15 protein-coding genes are annotated in these 17,678 nt (G+C 73.5%); 5 read left to right on the top strand and 10 right to left on the bottom strand.

Annotated elements, in window-relative coordinates:
- Positions 1–99 precede the first annotated feature (99 nt).
- A complete protein-coding gene (locus AB0I29_RS23320; protein ID WP_357486207.1) occupies positions 100–828 on the bottom strand; it encodes a PadR family transcriptional regulator in 729 nt (242 codons plus the stop codon).
- A 217-nt stretch (positions 829–1,045) separates the two neighbouring features.
- Between AB0I29_RS23320 and AB0I29_RS23315 the strand changes: the two genes are divergently transcribed.
- Positions 1,046–1,456: a nitroreductase family deazaflavin-dependent oxidoreductase gene (locus AB0I29_RS23315; RefSeq protein ID WP_285102030.1), complete on the top strand. Its 411-nt coding sequence runs from the start codon at positions 1,046–1,048 to the stop codon at positions 1,454–1,456.
- Positions 1,457–1,552: 96 nt separating this feature from the next.
- The gene (locus AB0I29_RS23310) at positions 1,553–2,041 is read left to right on the top strand and encodes a hypothetical protein (protein ID WP_357486205.1); all 489 of its coding nucleotides are present in this window, start codon (positions 1,553–1,555) and stop codon (positions 2,039–2,041) included.
- Here AB0I29_RS23310 and AB0I29_RS23305 read toward each other — a convergent pair.
- Positions 2,036–3,508, bottom strand: a complete 1,473-nt coding sequence (locus AB0I29_RS23305; protein ID WP_357486203.1) for an SDR family oxidoreductase — start codon at positions 3,506–3,508, stop codon at positions 2,036–2,038. The two genes, AB0I29_RS23310 and AB0I29_RS23305, sit on opposite strands and share 6 nt — an antisense overlap.
- A gap of 131 nt (positions 3,509–3,639) precedes the next feature.
- Here AB0I29_RS23305 and AB0I29_RS23300 point away from each other — a divergent pair, with 131 nt between their 5' ends.
- Positions 3,640–4,434, top strand: a complete 795-nt coding sequence (locus tag AB0I29_RS23300; RefSeq protein WP_285102033.1) for a tryptophan-rich sensory protein — start codon at positions 3,640–3,642, stop codon at positions 4,432–4,434.
- 7 nt (positions 4,435–4,441) lie between these two features.
- On the opposite strand, the gene AB0I29_RS23295 is transcribed toward AB0I29_RS23300, so the two are convergent.
- Both AB0I29_RS23295 and AB0I29_RS23290 read right to left on the bottom strand, forming a co-directional pair.
- Positions 4,442–5,101: a hypothetical protein gene (locus AB0I29_RS23295; RefSeq protein ID WP_357486201.1), complete on the bottom strand. Its 660-nt coding sequence runs from the start codon at positions 5,099–5,101 to the stop codon at positions 4,442–4,444.
- A gap of 42 nt (positions 5,102–5,143) precedes the next feature.
- Positions 5,144–7,036: an RICIN domain-containing protein gene (locus AB0I29_RS23290; RefSeq protein WP_357486197.1), complete on the bottom strand. Its 1,893-nt coding sequence runs from the start codon at positions 7,034–7,036 to the stop codon at positions 5,144–5,146.
- Positions 7,037–7,133: 97 nt separating this feature from the next.
- Between AB0I29_RS23290 and AB0I29_RS23285 the strand changes: the two genes are divergently transcribed.
- The gene (locus AB0I29_RS23285; protein ID WP_357486195.1) at positions 7,134–7,757 is read left to right on the top strand and encodes a TetR/AcrR family transcriptional regulator; all 624 of its coding nucleotides are present in this window, start codon (positions 7,134–7,136) and stop codon (positions 7,755–7,757) included.
- Here the strand turns inward: AB0I29_RS23285 and AB0I29_RS23280 are convergent.
- Positions 7,754–8,545 carry a lytic murein transglycosylase gene (locus AB0I29_RS23280; RefSeq protein WP_357486193.1) on the bottom strand — a complete coding sequence of 264 codons (792 nt, stop codon included), beginning with the start codon at positions 8,543–8,545 and terminating at the stop codon, positions 7,754–7,756. The two genes, AB0I29_RS23285 and AB0I29_RS23280, sit on opposite strands and share 4 nt — an antisense overlap.
- A 97-nt stretch (positions 8,546–8,642) precedes the next feature.
- Positions 8,643–9,518, bottom strand: a complete 876-nt coding sequence (locus tag AB0I29_RS23275; protein ID WP_285102038.1) for a universal stress protein — start codon at positions 9,516–9,518, stop codon at positions 8,643–8,645.
- A gap of 156 nt (positions 9,519–9,674) precedes the next feature.
- On the opposite strand from AB0I29_RS23275, the gene AB0I29_RS23270 reads away from it, so the two are divergent.
- On the top strand, positions 9,675–11,345 hold the full coding sequence (locus tag AB0I29_RS23270) for a GAF domain-containing protein (protein ID WP_285102039.1): 1,671 nt from the start codon (positions 9,675–9,677) through the stop codon (positions 11,343–11,345).
- Between the two features lie 33 nt (positions 11,346–11,378).
- Here the strand turns inward: AB0I29_RS23270 and AB0I29_RS23265 are convergent, their stop codons facing one another.
- From AB0I29_RS23265 to AB0I29_RS23250, 4 genes are all read right to left on the bottom strand, one after another.
- Positions 11,379–12,032 (bottom strand): response regulator transcription factor, encoded by a 654-nt coding sequence (locus AB0I29_RS23265; protein WP_285102059.1) that lies wholly within the window; start codon positions 12,030–12,032, stop codon positions 11,379–11,381.
- A gap of 65 nt (positions 12,033–12,097) precedes the next feature.
- A complete protein-coding gene (locus tag AB0I29_RS23260; RefSeq protein WP_285102040.1) occupies positions 12,098–12,673 on the bottom strand; it encodes a hypothetical protein in 576 nt (191 codons plus the stop codon).
- Between the two features lie 132 nt (positions 12,674–12,805).
- Positions 12,806–14,470, bottom strand: a complete 1,665-nt coding sequence (locus tag AB0I29_RS23255) for a thiamine pyrophosphate-binding protein (protein ID WP_285102041.1) — start codon at positions 14,468–14,470, stop codon at positions 12,806–12,808.
- Between the two features lie 216 nt (positions 14,471–14,686).
- On the bottom strand, positions 14,687–17,533 hold the full coding sequence (locus AB0I29_RS23250) for an immune inhibitor A domain-containing protein (RefSeq protein WP_357486189.1): 2,847 nt from the start codon (positions 17,531–17,533) through the stop codon (positions 14,687–14,689).
- Positions 17,534–17,678 lie beyond the last annotated feature (145 nt).

Here is a 17,678-nt window from a genome sequence, read left to right as displayed (position 1 = left end):
CGCTCTCCGGGCAGCGGTAGTTCACGAGGCGTTTACCGGGACGCGCGGAGACGGGCGGCGTCGCGCTGTCGCGCGGCGCCGCCCGTCGGGGTGTGCGGGTCAGCGGTCCTGGGCGGGCGCCTCTCCGGCGAGGGTCAGGTAGACGTCGCGGCGGGCCTTGTCGAGCACCGCCGTGACGGTGGCCACCTGATCGGTGGTGCCGGTGCGGGCGACCTGTTCGACGGCGTCGGCCAGCGCGCGCAGCTCGTGCCGCAGCTGGCGTCCGTGACCGTGGCCGACCTGCTCCCAGGGGGTGCCGAGCTCGTCCTTGTGCTGCTCGACGTAGGCGGTGCCCTCGTCGGTCAGCGTGGCGAGCTTGCGGCCGCGGTCCTCGGTGAGGGCCGCGAGGCCCTCGTCGGCGAGCAGGGACAGCGCGGGGTAGACCGCGCCGGCGCTGGGGCGCCAGCGGCCGTCGGTCCGTTCCGCCAGCTCGCTGATGATCTGGTAGCCGTGCATCGGCTGCTCCGCCAGGAGCAGCAGGATCGCGGCGCGGATCTCGCCGCGGCCGGCGCGACGCGGGCCGCGGGGGCCCCGTCGTCCGCCCTCGTGGTGGCCGCCGTGCGGTCCGCGCGGGCCGAAGCCGCCACGCCCGGGGCGCTGGCCCCGGGCGTGGCGCTCGTCGGCGTCGTCGCGGTAGTCGCGGTCGTCCGGCAGGCCGGGCCCGCCGGCCATCGCGAACGCGGGGCCGAAACCCGGGCCGAGGCCGTCGAACCTGGGACGGTCGAACGAGGGCAGGAAGCCGCGGCCGCGCCGTCCGGGGTCCTGGGGGTTGTTGTCGTGGGTACGCATGGTGTGTCTCCTACGTGTCGCGGCGGGGCGAGGCGGTGCGCGATCGCGCACTACGGCGTCTCGTCAGACCCGCCGATCGGGAACGTTGCCGCTCGACCGACGCTCTAAAGATAGATCAAAGATATATCGTTACGCAACCCCCGGCTCGACGCCGGCTGACCTGGTGCGGGACCACAACCGGCGGAATGCCCTCGGTTCCGCTCGCGTTGCCCCGGGCATGGACTTCAACCAGCAGATCGTCGACACCTTCCGCGCCAACGGCGGCGAAGTCAACGAGCCCGTGCGGTTCGGCAAGGGGCTCGTGCTCGTGCACGTGCCGAGGAAGGACGGCAGCGTGCGGATCGCCCCGCTCGCCGCGATCCAGGACGACGGCGTCCGGTACGTGGTCGGGAGCGCCGGCGGCTCGCCCAGGAACCCGGCGTGGGTCTACGGGCTGCGGCGCGCCGAGGAGGTCGACGTCGAGGTGCCGGGTGAGCCGGTCGTGACCGTCCGGGCGAAGGTCGAGGAGCTGGCGGGCGAGGAGCGCGACACGATGTGGGCTCGCTTCAAGGGGTTCTCGAGCGGTTTCGCCGACTACGAGAAGACGGCGGAAGGGCGCGTCTTCCCGATCTTCCGGCTGATCGGCTGACCCGCCGCCCTGGGCTGTCCCTTGGACCAGCCAAATCGCGACTAATCCGCTTGGATGGGTGAATATCCCCGATCCGACGTCAAGGAGACCCGCGCGATGACCCAGGCAGCCCAGGTCGGCACCGTCTACCAGAACAGCCAGGAGCTCCTCGACGCCGACCTGCCGCACCTCAGCATCGCCCTGGACGCGAGCGGCTACGCGATCCAACGGGACCGGGACGGCAACTGGTACAGCGTGTCGTCCGTGGGCCCGTCCGACCTCGCGGGTGTCTACACCGTGATCCACCTGCCGGCCGAGCCCCTGCCCGCCACCTACGGGTCGGTCGTCATCACGGACAACGGCACGCCCTTCATGCGCCGCTGGGACGCCGCGACCGACGAGCGCTTCGGCGTCGAGCACTGGATCGGGCCCGACGGCGTCACCGTGACCGACAGCCACCTGCGGCACCTCGGCATCGCCCGGGCCTGGGACGCGAGCGTGCCGGGCGGGACGTCGCGGCTCGGCGGCCGGCGTCGTCGTTCCCGCGCGACCCTGGAGACGCCGGGGCGCGACGACTCCCACCCGCGGACGCCGACGGCGTCATGAGCCGGCAGCGGCGTGCGCCGCCGCGCGGGCGATGTTGCGCTGCATGCCGCCGAACACGATGCCGTGGAACGGGCTGATCGCCCACCAGTAGAGCTGCCCGGGCAGCCCGCGCGGCAGGAAGACGGCGCGCTGGCGGAACGTCGGCCGCTCGGCGGTCTCGTCCTCGACGGACAGCTCCAGCCAGGCCAGCCCGGGCAGGCGCATCTCGGCGCGCAGCCGCAGCAGGCGGCCCGGCACGATCTTCTCCACCCGCCACCAGTCGAGCGCGTCGCCGGGAGCGAGGTGGTGCGGGTGCCGGCGTCCGCGCCGCAGCCCGGGCCCGCCGAAGAGCCGGTCCATGGCGCCGCGGGCCACCCAGCCCAGGCGCCAGGAGTACCAGCCGTGGGCGCCACCGATGCCCTCGATCACCGTCCACAGCGCCTCGTTCGTGGTGTCCACCACGCTCGACCGGTCGTCGACCAGCAGGCTCCCGCCGGCCCAGTCCGGGTCGTCGGGCAGCGGGTCGGACGGTGCGCCGGGCACGGAGGCGGACAGCCAGCTCGTGCGCACGTCGAGGTCCCGGATCCGGGCGAGTGCGAGCGCCACCGCCCCGTCGAAGTCGATGAGCCCCTCGGGCGGGTCGGGCACGTACTCCTTGATGTCGTCCTCCTGGGCCACCACCTCGTGCACGAGCGACCCCACCAGGGGTCGTGCGATTCCCGGAGGCACGGGGGTCACCAGGCCCACCCAGAGGCTGGCCAGCCGTGGGGTCAGCACGGGGACGGCCCGGATCACTCGCGGGCGCAGCCCCGCGACGGCGGCGTAGCGCTGCATCATCTCGCGGTAGGTGAGCACGTCGGGGCCGCCGATGTCGAAGCCGCGGCTGACGTCGGCCGGGACGTGCGCCGCGCCGACCAGGTAGCGCAGCACGTCGCGCACCGCGATGGGCTGGATGCGGTTGTTGATCCAGCGCGGCGCCACCATGGCCGGCAGCCGCTCGGTGAGGTAGCGCATCATCTCGAACGACGCGCTGCCGGAGCCGAGGATCACGGCGGCCCGCAGCACGACGGTCGGCGCGCCGCCGTCGAGCAGGATCTGCTCGACCTCGCGGCGGGACTCCAGGTGGGGTGAGAGCCGCTCGCCCTCGGGGTAGAGCCCGCCCAGGTAGACGACGCGCCCGACGCCGGTCTCGCGCGCCACGACGGCGAAGCCACGGGCGGTGGCGCGGTCGCGCTCGGCGAACCCCGGCCCCGCCCCGAGGGCGTGGATCAGGTAGTACGCGACGTCGACGCCGTCGAGCGCCCGCCGCAGGTCTGCGCGGGAGGTGGCGTCGCCCTCGACCACCTCGACGTCGTCGGACCACTCGCGCGAGGCGACGCGCTCCGGATGGCGGGCGAGCACGCGCACGTCGTACCCGGCGGCGAGCAGCTCGGGCACCAGCCGCCCGCCGATGTACCCGGTGGCTCCGGTCACGAGGACACGGGACATGTCACGACACCAACTTTCGCCAGAACAGGAAGCCGAGCAGATTACTAGATAGGCTAGGCATATCGGTCGGGCGGTGGCTTGCTGGGGCAGGTACAGGGGGCCGCCCGGCCCGTCCCGAGGAGGGCCGCACCATGCAGGAGAAGTCCCGCGACCGCGTCGAGCGGATCGTCGTCACCGTCAGCTTCGTGGTCTGCGTCATCGGTTCCATGATCGGCGTGGGGGTGTTCGGCGGCACGCCGGTCTCCTCGGCGGCCGGGGGAGCGCTGGACACCGACGCCACCCTGCTCGCGCCGGCGTCGGCGGCGTTCTCGGTGTGGACCGTGGTCTACGTGGGGCTGGCGGGGTACACGGTGCTGCAGTGGTTCGACGGCCCCACGCCGCGGGCGCAGGCGCGGCAGCGGCGCCTGCGCCTGCCGGTGGCGGGGACGATGCTGCTGAACGCGGCGTGGATCCTGGTGGTCCAGGCCGGCTGGCTCTGGATGAGCGTGCTCGTCATCGGGGCGCTGCTCGTGCTGCTGGGCCGCGTGTTCGTGATCCTGCTGCGCACCCGCGCGAGCGGACCGCTGGACCGCGTCCTGGTGGACGGGGTGCTCGGCGTCTACCTCGGCTGGGTCTGCGTGGCCACCGCGGCCAACGTCGCGGCGGCGCTCACGAGCGCCGGGTTCGACGGCGGGGGCCTCGCGCCCGAAGGGTGGGCGGTCGCGGTCCTGGTGGCGGTGGGGGCGGTCGGCGTCGCCCTGGCCGTGCGGGGCGACGGCCGCATCGCCGTGGCCCTGGCCATCGCCTGGGGCCTGTCCTGGATCGCGGTGGCGCGGTGGGACGGTACGCCCGCCTCCGCGCCGACGGCGGCCGCGGCGGTCGCGGTCGCCGCCGTGGTGCTCGCGGTGACCCTGGGCGTGCGCGTGCGTGCCGTGGTGCGCGCCTGATGGCGCGTCAGCCGGTGGGCGGCAGCACGTAGTCGGTGCCGAGCGCCAGCCACGGCGTGGCGAGCGCGACCACGAGGAGGACGAGGAAGACGAGGACCTGGCGGCTGTGGCGTACCCGGCCGGCGGCGACGGCGGCCAGGACGACGAGCACCAGGGCGGCGAGACCCACCAGCCAGCCGCGTTCGACGGTGTCCGCCGCCCAGATGCCCAGGCCGGCGTCGAGCGCCCGGTCGCCGAGGTCGCGGCTGGTGGTGGGGTCGCCGAAGGTGAGGCTGACGAACGCCGCCTGGACCATTGCGACGGCGTGCACGGCGACGAACATCGCGTTCGAGAGCCGGGCCCGGGGGCCGTGCCGCCACCGGTGTGCGAGCATCAGGGCGGCGAGCACGAGCGCCGGGGCGACGAAGAGCACGTACGCGGCCGCATAGAGCCCGACATAGGCCGTGCTGCCGTCCACGGCGAGCGGGGTGCCGTTCCCGCCCGGGGTGCCGAGCCAGGAGGCACGGTCGAGCGCTCGCCACGAGGCCGGGCCGAGCCCGAACAGGACGGCCAGCAGCAGCAGGGCCGCACCGGCGGCCAGCCAGCCGCCGGTGCGGCCGGTGAGACGGTCGTAGCCCAGGACCGACGCGAGCAGGTCGTCCTGGGTGCGCTCCGGTGCGGGTTCCATGCGCAGGACTCTACTGGCGCGCGGCCATGGACCGGCCCCGGCTCAGCCCACCCGCGTGAGCCGGAAGGTCTGCGCCGCGGAGCCGGTGCACGGCTGCTGCGTGAACCGGGTCCCGTCGGCGCCGGTGGCGGAGCCGAGCGTGAGGCACGCGCCGCTGTGCCGGGCGGTGAAGGTGACGCCGCCGCCCGTCGTCGTCGGCCGCCACTGCTGGTTGGTGCCGCCGACGTACGACCAGAGGTGCACGGCCGTGCCGCTCGCGACCGCCCCCGGTCCGCCGGCCACGTCCCAGACCTTGCCGGCGTGCTGGTTGGCCACCTGGTACCAGCCGTCCGACGTGGGCGTGAAGCGCCAGCGCTGGTTCGCCTGTGCGGCGGTGCCGCAGGTCCACTGCTGCAGGCCGGTGCCGTCGGCGGTGCCCCAGTCGGCGGCGTCCAGGCACTTGCCGCCCGCCGACGAGCTGACCTGGTACCAGGAGGCCGGGTCCGGGTCGGCCGGGGTGGTGGTCGACGGCGGGTCCCAGGTGTAGGTGGCCACGGCCCGGCCGGGCAGGGTGTGGGTCAGGGAGCGGCCCTCGTCGGTGATCGAGAACGTGCGGCTGCCGGAGGAGGCGTTCACGACGTACGCCACGCGGGTGCCGTCCGGGTTCTGGAAGACGACGTTCTGCAGGCCGCCGGACTGCTCGCTGGTGGAGCCGATGCGGCGCGCCCCGGCGTCGATGAACCTGGTCAGGTGGCCCAGCACGTAGAACTCGGCGTTGCGCGTCACGGTGCCGCCGGCGATCTGGACGACGCCGTTGCAGCGGGTGCCGCAGTGCCCCTGGTGCGGGCCGCCGTTCTGGTCGAGCGCGAGGTTCCAGCTGATCGTCGTCTCCCCGCCGTTGCGCATGTTGCGCACCACGAGGTTCTCCGCGTGCCAGACCAGGGTGTCCCCGAAGGTGTTCGCCGCGTCGTCGCTGTCCGTGCCGGAGCACTCGGTGAAGTACACGCGCTTGCCCGCCGCGACCACCTGGGCCTGTGCCTCGGGGGAGCCGCCGTAGCAGTGGAAGGCCGCGCCGACCACGCGGGAGATGCCCTGGGTGCCCGAGAAGACCTCCAGCGGGTAGTCGGGCCGGTCCCAGTTGTGGTCGTAGGCGAAGATCTGCGTGCCCAGCCCGGCGCTGGTCAGCCGGGCGTCGAGCACCCGGAGGAACTGCGCCTGCTCGGCCGCCGACATGCTCATCGACGGGTAGCTCGTGGCGAAGAGCGGCTCGTTCGCCACCGTGAGGTCGCTCAGCGTCACGCCCTGCTGCGCGTACGCCTGGATCGTCCGGACCAGGTAGTCGGCGTACTCGTCGTAGTTCTCGACGCGCAGGCTGCCGCCGTTCAGCGAGCCGCCGGACTTCATCCAGGCCGGCGGGGACCACGGGCTGCCCATGAACCGGATGTTCGGGTTGATCGCCAGGGCCTGCCGCAGCACGGGCAGGATCTGCTGCTGGTCGCGGGCGATGCCGAACTGACCGGGCGTGTCCTCGTAGGTGTAGAAGCCACCGGAGTTGAAGTCCGTGCTGCCGAGCGGCTGGCGCAGGTAGTTGAGCCCGATGCCGTCGCCGGCGCGGGAGAACAGCGACCGCAGCAGCGTGTCGCGGGTGCCGGCGGGCAGGCCGCTGATCAGCGACGCCGACGCTTCGGTGACGGACGCCCCGGCGCCGGTGAAGCGCTGGGACACCTGGCCCGGGCTCACCCGGATGTCGGTGGCCTGCGGGCCGGTGTCGAACGCGATGGTGCCGCCGTCGGTCAGCCTGCGGCTGCCGTCGGCGGTGGTGACCCAGACATGTGCGCTGGTCGGGGCGGCGGCGGCCGAGCTCACGGCCGGGCCGATGCCGACGGCGCCGACGGCCAGGGCGCTCAGCGTGGCGAGCGCCGTCCGGACGGGCCCGGTGCGGGTGGTGCGCGTCATTGCGACTCCCTCGGTGGGTGGACAGTGAGCGCCACCCTATCCCTACCTACCAAGCACTCGGTAGGTAGGGGTTCCTCGTACCCGTAGACTCGCTCGGATGACACGAGAAGCCGGGAGCACCAGGACGCGGCGTCCGCCCGCGGAGCGCCGGGCGGAGATCCTGCGCATCGCCATGGAGACGTTCGCGGAGCGCGGGTACCAGAGCGCGTCGCTCGCGGAGATCTCGGCGCGGGTCGGGCTGACCCAGGCCGGCGTGCTGCACTACTTCTCGTCCAAGGCCGGGCTGCTCACCGGCGTGCTCGACCTGCGCGACTCGACCGACATCGAGGAGCTCGGCAACGAGCGCCCCCGCGGCCTGGCGTTCCTGCGCCACCTCGTGGAGACCACGCGGCGCAACACCACGCGCGAGGGGATCGTGCGGCTCTACACCGTGCTCGCCGCGGAGAGCGTGACGGCCGAGCACCCGGCGCAGGAGTACTTCCGCGACCGGTACCAGGGGCTGCTCGCCCTCGTGGTCGAGGCGCTGGAGGAGGCCCGGTCCCTGGGCGAGATCGCGGACGGCGTGGACACCGCGACGACCGCCCGGGTGATCGTGGCGACGATGGACGGCCTGCAGCTCCAGTGGCTGCTGGAGCCCGGCTCGGTCGACATGGCGCAGGCCACGGAGCTGGCGATCGTCCGGCTGATCGGCCGCGACCTGCCGCCCGCGCCGAGCCGCTAGGCGCCCGGCCCGGCGTTGCCGTCCGGCTCCGCGCCGTCGGGCTCCGCGCCGTAGGACGTCGCCAGGTCCGCCACGTCGTGGGCGTAGGACACCGAGCGGTTGTAGGCCCCCAGCGCCGCGGTCCAGCCGTCGTCGGTGGTCACGTCGCCGCCGCTCTCGCACAGGTAGTGCGCCGCGGTCAGCACCGCGTCGTCGATCTGGTGCGGGTCGGCCCGGCCGTCCAGGTTCCCGTCCTGCGCGTGGTCGCCCCAGGTGGTCGGGATGAACTGCATCGGGCCGACGGCGCGGTCCCACCGCACGTCGCCGTCGAGCTCGCCCTCGTCGGTGTCGAGGATCTCCATGACCCCCTCGCTGCCGTCCAGCGCGATGCCGATGATCGGCGGGCTCACCAGCCCGTCGGCATCGGTGCTCGCGCCGAGGTAGCTGCCGTGGATCGACTCCACCGCGCCGATGCCGGCGAGCGTGTTCCAGCCGAGGCCGCACTCCGGGAGGGTCTCGGCCAGCCGGAGCGACGCCCCGGCGTAGGCGGCCAGCGCCCGCCGCGGGATCCCCGTGCGCTCCGCGGTGTCGCGCAGCCATTCCGGGTCGGCCAGGTCGGCGACCGGGACGGTGCTCCCGTCCCCGCCGGAGGCCCCGGACCCACCGCTCTCGCCGGACACGGGCACCCGCTGCGCCGGCGCGGGCGGGTAGTCCCGCTCCAGCACCTCGGGCCACGTCCTCCCGCCCGGGGAGCAGGCGGCCAACAGCAACGCGGCCGCGCAGACGACGGCCCCAGCTCGTGCTCTCACGGTGCTGACGCTACGGCCGGGCCGCGCCGATCCGGAAGCCCATGACAAGACCTCCCGCAAACGTGCGCTTTTCCGGCTGCCGCCCGACCCGCCCCGGTCACCCCACCGGGCGGGTGTGCACGACCAGGACGGGGCACGGCGCGGCCCGCAGCACGGCGTCGGGCACGCTGCGCAGCATGCGGCCCAGTACCGAGGGGTGCCGGCGCCCGCCCACGACGACGAGGTCGTCCGGGGCCAGGTCCTCGAGCAGCGCGCCCGCCGGGTCGCCGCGCCGGATCGCCGTCGTGGACGTGACCTGCGGGTACTTCTCCGACCACCGGGCCACCTGGTCGGCCACCTCGGCCCGGGCCGCCTCGTGCCACGTCGCTGCGACGGGGTCCGCCTGGTAGAGCGCCGAGCTGATCGGGTCCGTGCCCGTCACGTGCACCACCTCCAGCGGGCAGCGGCGTGCGGCGGCCTCGGTGAACGCCGCGCCCAGCACGTCGGGCTCGTCGTCCCGGGCGATGCCCACGCGGATCCGGCGCGGGTCGCCGGTCGTCGCGCCCGCCGGCACCACGACCACCGCCCCCGGGGACGCCGCCGCCAGCGCCGACGACGTGGAGCCGAGCAGCACCCGGTCGAACGAGTCCAGCCCGCGGCGGCCCACCACCACGAGGTCGCAGGTCCGCGACCGCTGGCTCAGCACGTGCGCCGCGGTGCCGGGAAGGACCAGCACCTCGACGTCGCGGCCGCCCGGCCGGCGCCCGCCGAGCCGGGCGCGTGCCGCTCCCGCGGCCCGCTGGGCCTCGTCGCGGCCGTCCCGGATCGGGTCGCCCAACCCGGGTACGGGCGCGGCCGGCGTGGCATGGGTCGCCACCACCGTCAGACGCGCCTCGTGCACGTCGGCGGCGTGGGCCGCCCAGTCGAGCGCGGACAGGCTCTCCTGGGACCCGTCGACGCCGACGACGATGCCCCGGTACCAGGTGATGGTCATGATCGTGCTCCTTACCCCTCGCACTTCCTGTGCTCACCACCAGCACACCAGCCGCCGGCTGCGCCCGGCAGAGCCGGGAGACCCCGCCGTCCCGGGACGAAGGTCCCGCGTGCCGCTCCCCGCGCCCGCGCGCTAGCGTGGCCCCGGGAGGTGCCGATGGACCCGGTGAGTGCTCCACGCGACCGCACCGACGTGCTGCTCGAGGCGGTCGTCGGCGTCGGCCGCGGCCTGGACCTCGAGTCGTTGCTGCACCGCATCGTCGAGGCCGCCGTCTCGCTCGTCGACGCCCGCTACGGCGCCCTCGGGCTGCTCGGCGCCGACAACCGGATCGCCAGGTTCCTCACGGTCGGCCTGACCGACGACGAGGTGGCGGCGATCGGCCCGTACCCCACGGGCCGCGGCGTGCTCGGCGAGATGATCCGCCACCCCGTGCCGCTGCGGCTGGGGGACCTGTCCGCGCACGTCGCGTCGGTCGGGTTCCCCGCCCACCATCCGCCCATGCGCACCTTCGTCGGCATGCCGCTGAGGGTGCACGGCTCCCCGTTCGGCAACCTCTACCTCACGGACAAACGCGGCGGGGGCGAGTTCACCGCCGAGGACGAGCGGGTGCTCGAGGCGCTCGCGGCCGCGGCGAGCGTGGCGGTGGAGAACGCCCGGCTGTACGACGTGGCGCGGCTGCGCGAGCGCTGGGCGCGGGCCAACGACCGGATCTCGCGCCACGTCCTGGCCGGGTCCTCGCCGCATGACGTGCTGACCCTGATCGCCAGCGAGGCGCGGGAGGTGGCCGACGCGGACGTGACGACGACCGCGGTGCCCGACCCCACGACCGGCCGCCTGGTGCTGCAGTCGGCCTCCGGGCTCGACACGGAGGCGAAGGTGGGGTCGGTGCTCGCCGCCGACGGCACGTTCGCCACCCTCACGTTGCGCACGGGCGTGCTGATGGTGACGGACGACGCGACGGCGGACGAGCGCGCCAGCCTGGCGCTGGACCTTCCCGGCGAGCTCGGCCCGCTCGCCGTCTGGCCGCTCGGCCAGCCGGGCAGCGCCCGGGGCGTCCTGGCCGCGGGCCGGCTCCGTGGCCGGCTGCCGTTCTCGTCGGTGGTGGTCGAGGCCCTGGGCGCGTTCGCCGCGCAGGCGGCCGTCGCGCTGGAGCTGGCGGAGGGGCGCGCCGACGCCGAACGGGTCTCCCTGCTGCGCGACCGGGAGCGCATCGCGCGCGACCTGCACGACCTGGCCATCCAGCGGCTGTACGCGACAGGCCTGTCGCTCGAGCGCGTGGCCCGGAGCGCGACCCCGGAGGTCGCCGAGCAGCTCACCAAGGCGGTCGACGAGGTGGACGAGACCATCTCGTTGGTGCGGACGACGATCTACCGGCTGCAGTCGGGGGAGCAGCCCGGCGGCGCGCACGCCCGCCGGGTGGGCCTGCGCGCCCGCGTGATCGCGGAGGTCGACGCGACGACGGCCGCGCTCGGGTTCACGGCCCGGCTGCGGTTCGAGGGAGCGGTCGACACCCTGGTCCCGCCCGACGTCGCCGAGCACGTCGTCGCCGTCCTGCGCGAGGCCCTGTCGAACGTCGGCCGGCACGCGCACGCGTCGCGCGCGGAGGTGTGCCTCGGCGTGGGGCACGACGTGGTGCTCACGGTGAGCGACGACGGCGTGGGCATCCCGCCGGACGCGACGCGCAGCGGCCTGCTCAACCTCGCCCGCCGCGCGGCCGAGTCGGGCGGCGTGCTCGTGGTCACGCCGGTGAACCCGTCGGCCGTGCAGACCGGTACCCGCCTTGAGTGGCGGGTGCCGCTGCCCCGGGACGAGACGCCGGAGCCCTGACCCCGCCGCCCCTGGCCGGGCCGCACGAGGCCGTCACGGGTGGTGGCGCTTGTCCTGCTCCAACCGGTCGGCGAGCACGGCGGCCTGGGCCCGCCGTTCGAGGCCCAGCTTGGCGAAGATGCTGGAGACGTAGTTCTTGACGGTCTTCTCGGCGAGGAACAGCTCGCTGCCGATCTGCCGGTTGGTCAGGCCGTGCCCGATGAGCGCGAGGATGCGCCGCTCCTGGTCGGTGAGCTGGGCGAGCGGGTCGGGCGCGTGGTGGGCGTCGGCCCGGAGCCGCTCCATGACGCGCGCCGTGGCGCGCGGGTCGAGCATCGACCCGCCCGAGGCGACGGTCAGCACGGCCTTGACCAGGTCGGTGCCCCGCACCTGCTTGAGCACGTAGCCGGCGGCCCCCGCGAGGATCGCGTCGTAGAGGGCCTCGTCGTCGGCGAACGAGGTGAGCATGAGGCAGGCCAGGTCCGGCATCTGCGAGCGCAGCTCCCGGCAGACGGTGACGCCGTCGCCGTCGGGCAGCCGCACGTCCAGGACCACGACGTCGGGCTCGGTGGCGGGCACCCGGGCCAGTGCCTCCCGCGCGGTCCCGGCCTCGCCCACCACGCGCACGCCCGGCTCGGACTCCAGCAGGTCGGCCACACCGCGACGCACCACCTCGTGGTCGTCGACGAGGAACACCCGTACGTCCATGTGCCCCACCGTAGCCGCGGTGCCCGTCCCGGTCACGGCCGGGACGGGCACCGCGGGGTGCGTCGTCATCGCAGCGCGGGGAAGCGCTCGACCATGCGCCGGCGCGACCACCACCGGCCGAGGCCGATGGTGTCACCGGCCAGGAAGGCGGCCAGGCCGATGAGCAGGACCGCGTCGACGAGGTGGTAGTCCACGAAGGGGTTGTTCTCCAGCGGCAGCGATGCCATCCACATCAGCAGCATGAGCACGGCGCCGGCGCCGGCCGCGATCCGCATGCCGATGCCCAGGGCGAGCGCCAGGCCGATGCCGAGCAGGCCGAGCATGAACAGCCAGTCGACGACCGGGTTGCCGGCCATGGGGTTGAAGAACCCGGCGAAGGTGCCCTCGACGCCACCGAGGAATCCGTCGGTGGGGGAGCCGCCCCTGATCCAGGCGTTCTCGGCGGGGGTCGAGCGGCCCCAGCCGAAGAGCTTGTCGCCGAACGCCCACAGGAACTCGACGGCGAGCAGCAGCCGGACGCCGGCGAAGGCGTACCGGGCGACGGCCTCGCTCGTGACGTGCGTGGTCGCTGCGGCGGCGGCTTCTCCCCGTGCGCCCGACCCGTGCGCCCACTCGGCGGAGCTGTGGCTGACGGAGCTCATGATGTCCTCCCGGTGGATACGCCGGACCTCTTCCGGCGCCTGTCTCCACCATCCCGCCGGCCGGCCGTCCGCCGGCAGGGTCGCCGGGCCCACGCGGAGGGGACCTTGGTCCCGTTCGTTGAGGTCAGGGCGCTATCGGGTGCGGTTCGCGGCCAGGATCTCCTCCTGGTACGGCGCGACGACGGACCCCGACACACGGCAGTCCAGGAGCAGGAAGCGCCGGTCGGTGACCGGCTCGGCGGCCCAGGCCGCCACCCGGTCCAGGTCGGCCAGCGAGCGCACGACCACGCCCTCGGCGCCCACGGCCCCGGCGAGCGCCGCGAAGTCCGTCTCGGGGATGAGCATCGGCTCCTCGGTGATGCCCTGCCGCCCGTACACGTGCACCTCGGCGCCGTAGGCGGCGTCGTTCCAGACGACGGCGATGCCGCGGCCGCGCGCGGTGCGCACGGCGGTCTCCAGGTCGGCCAGCGCCATCAGCCCGCCGCCATCGCCGGTGGTGAGCACCACGGCGGCGTCGGGCCGGGCCGCGGCCGCGCCGGCGACGCTGGGGAAGCCGAGCCCGATGGACTGGTAGGCGGTGCCCACCATGACCATGCGGTCGGGGGAGGCGACGGGCCAGTACATGTTGGCCCAGCCGATGAAGTGCCCGCCGTCGGAGACGACCACGCGGTCGGCGGGCAGCAGGCCGGCGAGGCGGTGCGCGACGGTGCGGGGGTCGAGGCGCCCGTCGGGCGCGATCCCGTCCGCGGGGCCGGTCTCGTAGGTGCGGGCGGCGGCGACGTCGACCGTCTCGCGCCAGCCGGAGGGTTTGGCGCCCAGGGCGTGCAGCTCGTCCATCAGGGCGCGGGCCACGAGGGCCGCGTCGCCGCGGACGAACCCGCCGACGTGCCGATGCGTGGCGGCGGGCGCGATGTCCACCTGGACCACGCGCGTGCCGGGTGCGAACAGCTCGCCGAACCGCATCGTGAACTGGTTGAGGGAGGCGCCCAGCACGACGGCGACGTCGGCCTCGCGGACCAGGTCCATCGCCCCCTGCGCGCCGAAGCCGCCCGCGACGCCGAGGTCGTACCGGCCGTCGGGGAAGACGCCGCGGCCCAGGGCCGTGGTGGTGGTCAGCGCCCCGGTGGTCTCGGCGAGCTCGCCGAGCACGGCGCCGGCCCCGGCGAGCCAGGCGCCGCGGCCCGCGAGCAGCAGGGGCCGCTCGGCGTCGGCCAGGTGCCGGGCCAGGTCGGTGATGGCGGCGGCGTCGAACGGGCCGGCCGGGGCCAGCGGCCGGGGGAGCACGGGCTCGGGTGCGTCCGGGATCGGCCCGGCGTCCAGGGCGGCGACGTCGTAGGGGATCGCCAGCACCACCGGCACCCGGTAGGTCAGGGAGTGCTCGATGGCGATCACGCTGGTGGCGGCGGCGTCCGCGCGGCCCACCGTATAGGTGCGCGCGCCGACGGCGGCCGCCAGGGCGATCTGGTCGACGTCCCAGGGGCGCGGCCCCGACGTCGGCTCGTCGCCGGTCAGGAGCACCAGCGGCACCCGGGCCTGGGCGGCCTCGGCGAGGGCCGTCAGGGCGTTGGTGAAGCCCGCGCCGTAGGTGGCGGTGGCGGCGGCGATGCGGCCCGACGCGCGGAAGTGGGCGTCGGCGGCTACCACGCCGCCGGCCTCGTGCCGGACGGCGGTGAACCGCGCGGTCGTGGAGCGTTCGAGCGCGTCGAGGAACCAGGCGTTGCCGTTGCCCATGACGCCGAAGACATGGTCGACGTGGCGTGCGACGGTACGGGCGACGTGTGCGGACACGGTGGGCACGGGGCCTCCAGGGAAACAGTGACGGATGAGTGGTGCGGTCCGTATGTGTCCCGGGCGGGCCCGGCCAAGGGCCCGTCGCGCGCCCCTTTTTCGAGCGCAGGCGGTGTTGTCGGTGCTGTCCGCCTTGACGATGTGGAGTATATCCACGCGGCGGGGCCTTCCTGCCGTCCGGACGGGGATGGTCCCTGTCCGGACGGCAGGATCACTGCTGTGGGGTCACCGCCCCGAGAGCGGCGGCGTGATCTGGATGAGGGCCGAGGTGTTGTTCTGGAGGGCCTTCTTGAGGTGGATCACGGTGCCGTAGCCGACACCGTCGTCCTCCGGGTCCCCGGTGCCCGTGATGGCGCCGATGCCGAAGTCCTGCCCGAACAGCTCCGGCAGGAGCTGTCCGCGCTCGTCGACCATCCGCACCGTGTAGGGCGAGTTGCCGACGGACGGCACCACTGTCGACGCGTCGTTGTCCCGGTAGTACAGGCTGCCGTTGTCGTTCAGCTCGAGGCCGGGGTACCAGCCGTGGTCGTCGGTGAACGTGCGCACCGGCGCCTGGGCCCGGAAGTCCGTGCAGAACTCCTCGGTGGTGTCCGTACCCGTGATGCACTCGGTGAACGGGTACGTCGGCTTGAGGCCGAACGCCACGTTCGACGACTGCGCGCGGGACGGGATGTTCTTCAGCACCGACGTGTCCGGCGTGGCCGAGTCGTCGCGGCGCAGCGGGTCGAAGTGGCTGTCCACCAGCAGCAGGCCGCCCTTCGGCCCGGTGCTCGGGAGCGCCGACAGGTTGCTCAGCACCAGGTTGGCGTTGCCGTACGTGGTGTCCCGGTACCAGACGAGCATGCCGGGCGCGTTGTACGCGATCTTCTCGACCTTCCACGCGTCGGTCTGCGGCGCCGCGTAGGTGGAGTCGTACCCGTACTTCAGGCCCTTGTCGAAGCCGTCCAGGTTGCGCCACTCGACCAGGTAGTACTGCGCCTGGACCGACGAGCCGGACGTGGTGTGCCAGCCGGCACCGGTGGTGTCGACGAACGTCGTCGCCTCGGCGGTCCAGCCCGGGTCCGTCGTCTCCACGTCGTCGCTCCACACGACCGTGTCACCGCTCGTGAGCTCGAAGTCGTCGGAGAACCATCCGCGCTCCTGGAAGGCGGCGTCCGTGGCATAGCGCAGACGGACGTCCACCGTGGTCCCGGCGAACTGCGACAGGTCCACGTTGAGGTGGGCCCAGCCGTCGGTGGAGCCGGTCAGGCCGTACTTCTTGTCGCCGAAGTCGGCCATGCGGCCGTTCGGGTCCGCGTACCCGTCCGGTGTGGTGACCTCGACGCCCGCGTCGTCGACGATCTTCTGCTCCGCCCAGGTGGCGCCGCCGTCGGTCGAGACCTCGACGAAGCCGTAGTCCCAGTCCTCCTCGATCACGTAGTCGGCCCAGAAGGAGAACGTGGCGTCGGCCGGGACCTCGACGGTGCGCGAGAGGCGTGCGTCGGCCCAGTCCTGGTCGGCACCGGAGTACCACATGTTCTCGCCGCTGTGCGGCGTGCCCAGCGTGATCTGCTTGTCCGGCAGGTTGACCTTGACGCCGTCCTCGGTGCCCTTCAGCGGGCGGGACGCCTGGCCCACCTTGATCGTGGTCCGGTCGTCTCCCGGGTTGACCTCGACCGGGTCCACCCAGCCCAGCACCCACTTGTCCCAGATGCCCATGTGGGTGGGCATCGACTGGAAGATGGGGCCTGAGTGCGAGCCGGAGCTCATCAGGTCCCAGAAGTCGACGTCGGAGTCGCCGCCGCTGCCCGTGTCGTACAGGTCGGGCAGACCCAGGTCGTGGCCGTACTCGTGGGCGAACACGCCGACGCCGGAGTCCTCCGGCTGCACGATGTAGTTGGAGAGCTTCAGGTCGGTGCCCGGGATGTCGGCGCCGCCCGCGACGGCCGACGAGTGGGCCCAGATGGCGTAGGTGCCCTGTTCGCCACCGCCGCCCGACTTGTCCTCACCCGCGTGGACGAGCACCACGTGGTCGATCACGCCGTCCGGCTCGTAGACGTTGCCGTCGTCGTCGCGGTCGGCCTGGTCCTCGATGTCGTAGTCGGCCCACGGGAAGTCGGGCTGCAGCTCGGCGAGCGCCGCCACGGCGTCGATGGGCAGCTGGCCCGCCCCGAGCGGGTTGTCGGGGTGGCCGTTCATGGACTGGTAGGCGCCGGCCTCCCACTCGCCCTCGTCGTTCAGGAAGCAGCGCTGCGCGCCGTAGTACCCCTCGGAGTGCGGCACCTTCACCCACGGCGTGGCCTCGCCCGAGACGGTGTAGGCGCCGCGCGACATCTCCTCGTACATGTTCTTCATGGTGTAGCCGGAGATGTCGATGCCACGCCTGCCGTCCGGCCCTCTGAGGTCCGGGCGGACACGCTGGGTGATGCCCCTGTCGGTGAAGAGCATCTTGTTGAAGTGCTCGGACGAGAAGTCCGCGACCCACATCGAGTTGTTGTCCGGCTGCGACGCGTCGGCCGGGTTCGGGATGTTGTTGTGCAGCGGGCCGTTCTGGACGTTGCCCGGCATGCACTCCGAGGAGCCCCAGTAGGTGGGCACCATCTGGTCGGTGAAGTCGTCGTTCGCGTTCTCGTCGAACTCGACCAGGATCGTCAGGAGCTTGGCCTCCTGGGTCTGCGGAGCACGCTTGTACCGCGAGTGCTTGATGTCCCGGGGGCTCGAGCCGGTGACGACCGCCTCGTTCTCGAGCTCCGCCAGCTTCCCTGCCGCCGCCGGGTTGCCGCCGGCGAACTTCTCGTCGATCTCGTCGGAGGCGGCCTGGACGGAGGCGTCCACTCCGACCCCGTTCTTCCCCCTGGCCCGGTGGACGACGGTGCTGCCGTCGGCCGTGAGCTCGACGTCGTCGTCGATCTCGGGCTGTGCGGCGACGTCCGCGTAGTTGATGTAGTGCTCGGAGCTTCCGATGGAGGGCGCATCGCTGGTGGCTGATGCCGTCGACGTGCCTCCGGTCGCGGCGAGCCCGGCGACGGTGAGCGCGAGCACGGGTATCGCGGCCACCGTACGCCGCAGCGCACGGGGTGAAGGTGTTCTCATGCTTTCTCCCAGGTCAGGCCGTCGACAGGGGTGTGCGACGGCAGAGGCAGAAGGCCACGGGAAAGTGGCGGCGCCCGCATGCCTACCGGAAATCGACCTATAAAGAAAGCAAATCCTGATGTTTTCGTCCATTGGTGGACGAATT

It is taken from the genome of Promicromonospora sp. NPDC050262 (assembly GCF_040655935.1).
Classification (GTDB): Bacteria; Actinomycetota; Actinomycetes; order Actinomycetales; family Cellulomonadaceae; genus Promicromonospora.
This window is presented reverse-complemented; position numbering and strand designations above follow the sequence as displayed.

Excerpts from the sequence above, each read along its gene's own strand:
- AB0I29_RS23300 (WP_285102033.1), top strand. The coding sequence starts at position 3,640 with ATGCAGGAGAAGTCCCGCGACCGCGTCGAGCGGATCGTCGTCACCGTC.
- AB0I29_RS23285 (WP_357486195.1), top strand. The coding sequence starts at position 7,134 with ATGACACGAGAAGCCGGGAGCACCAGGACGCGGCGTCCGCCCGCGGAG.
- AB0I29_RS23305 (WP_357486203.1), bottom strand. The coding sequence starts at position 3,508 with ATGTCCCGTGTCCTCGTGACCGGAGCCACCGGGTACATCGGCGGGCGG.
- AB0I29_RS23295 (WP_357486201.1), bottom strand. The coding sequence starts at position 5,101 with ATGGAACCCGCACCGGAGCGCACCCAGGACGACCTGCTCGCGTCGGTC.
- AB0I29_RS23250 (WP_357486189.1), bottom strand. The coding sequence starts at position 17,533 with ATGAGAACACCTTCACCCCGTGCGCTGCGGCGTACGGTGGCCGCGATA.
- AB0I29_RS23310 (WP_357486205.1), top strand. The coding sequence starts at position 1,553 with ATGACCCAGGCAGCCCAGGTCGGCACCGTCTACCAGAACAGCCAGGAG.
- AB0I29_RS23315 (WP_285102030.1), top strand. The coding sequence starts at position 1,046 with ATGGACTTCAACCAGCAGATCGTCGACACCTTCCGCGCCAACGGCGGC.
- AB0I29_RS23260 (WP_285102040.1), bottom strand. The coding sequence starts at position 12,673 with ATGAGCTCCGTCAGCCACAGCTCCGCCGAGTGGGCGCACGGGTCGGGC.
- AB0I29_RS23320 (WP_357486207.1), bottom strand. The coding sequence starts at position 828 with ATGCGTACCCACGACAACAACCCCCAGGACCCCGGACGGCGCGGCCGC.
- AB0I29_RS23265 (WP_285102059.1), bottom strand. The coding sequence starts at position 12,032 with ATGGACGTACGGGTGTTCCTCGTCGACGACCACGAGGTGGTGCGTCGC.
- AB0I29_RS23270 (WP_285102039.1), top strand. The coding sequence starts at position 9,675 with ATGGACCCGGTGAGTGCTCCACGCGACCGCACCGACGTGCTGCTCGAG.
- AB0I29_RS23290 (WP_357486197.1), bottom strand. The coding sequence starts at position 7,036 with ATGACGCGCACCACCCGCACCGGGCCCGTCCGGACGGCGCTCGCCACG.
- AB0I29_RS23275 (WP_285102038.1), bottom strand. The coding sequence starts at position 9,518 with ATGACCATCACCTGGTACCGGGGCATCGTCGTCGGCGTCGACGGGTCC.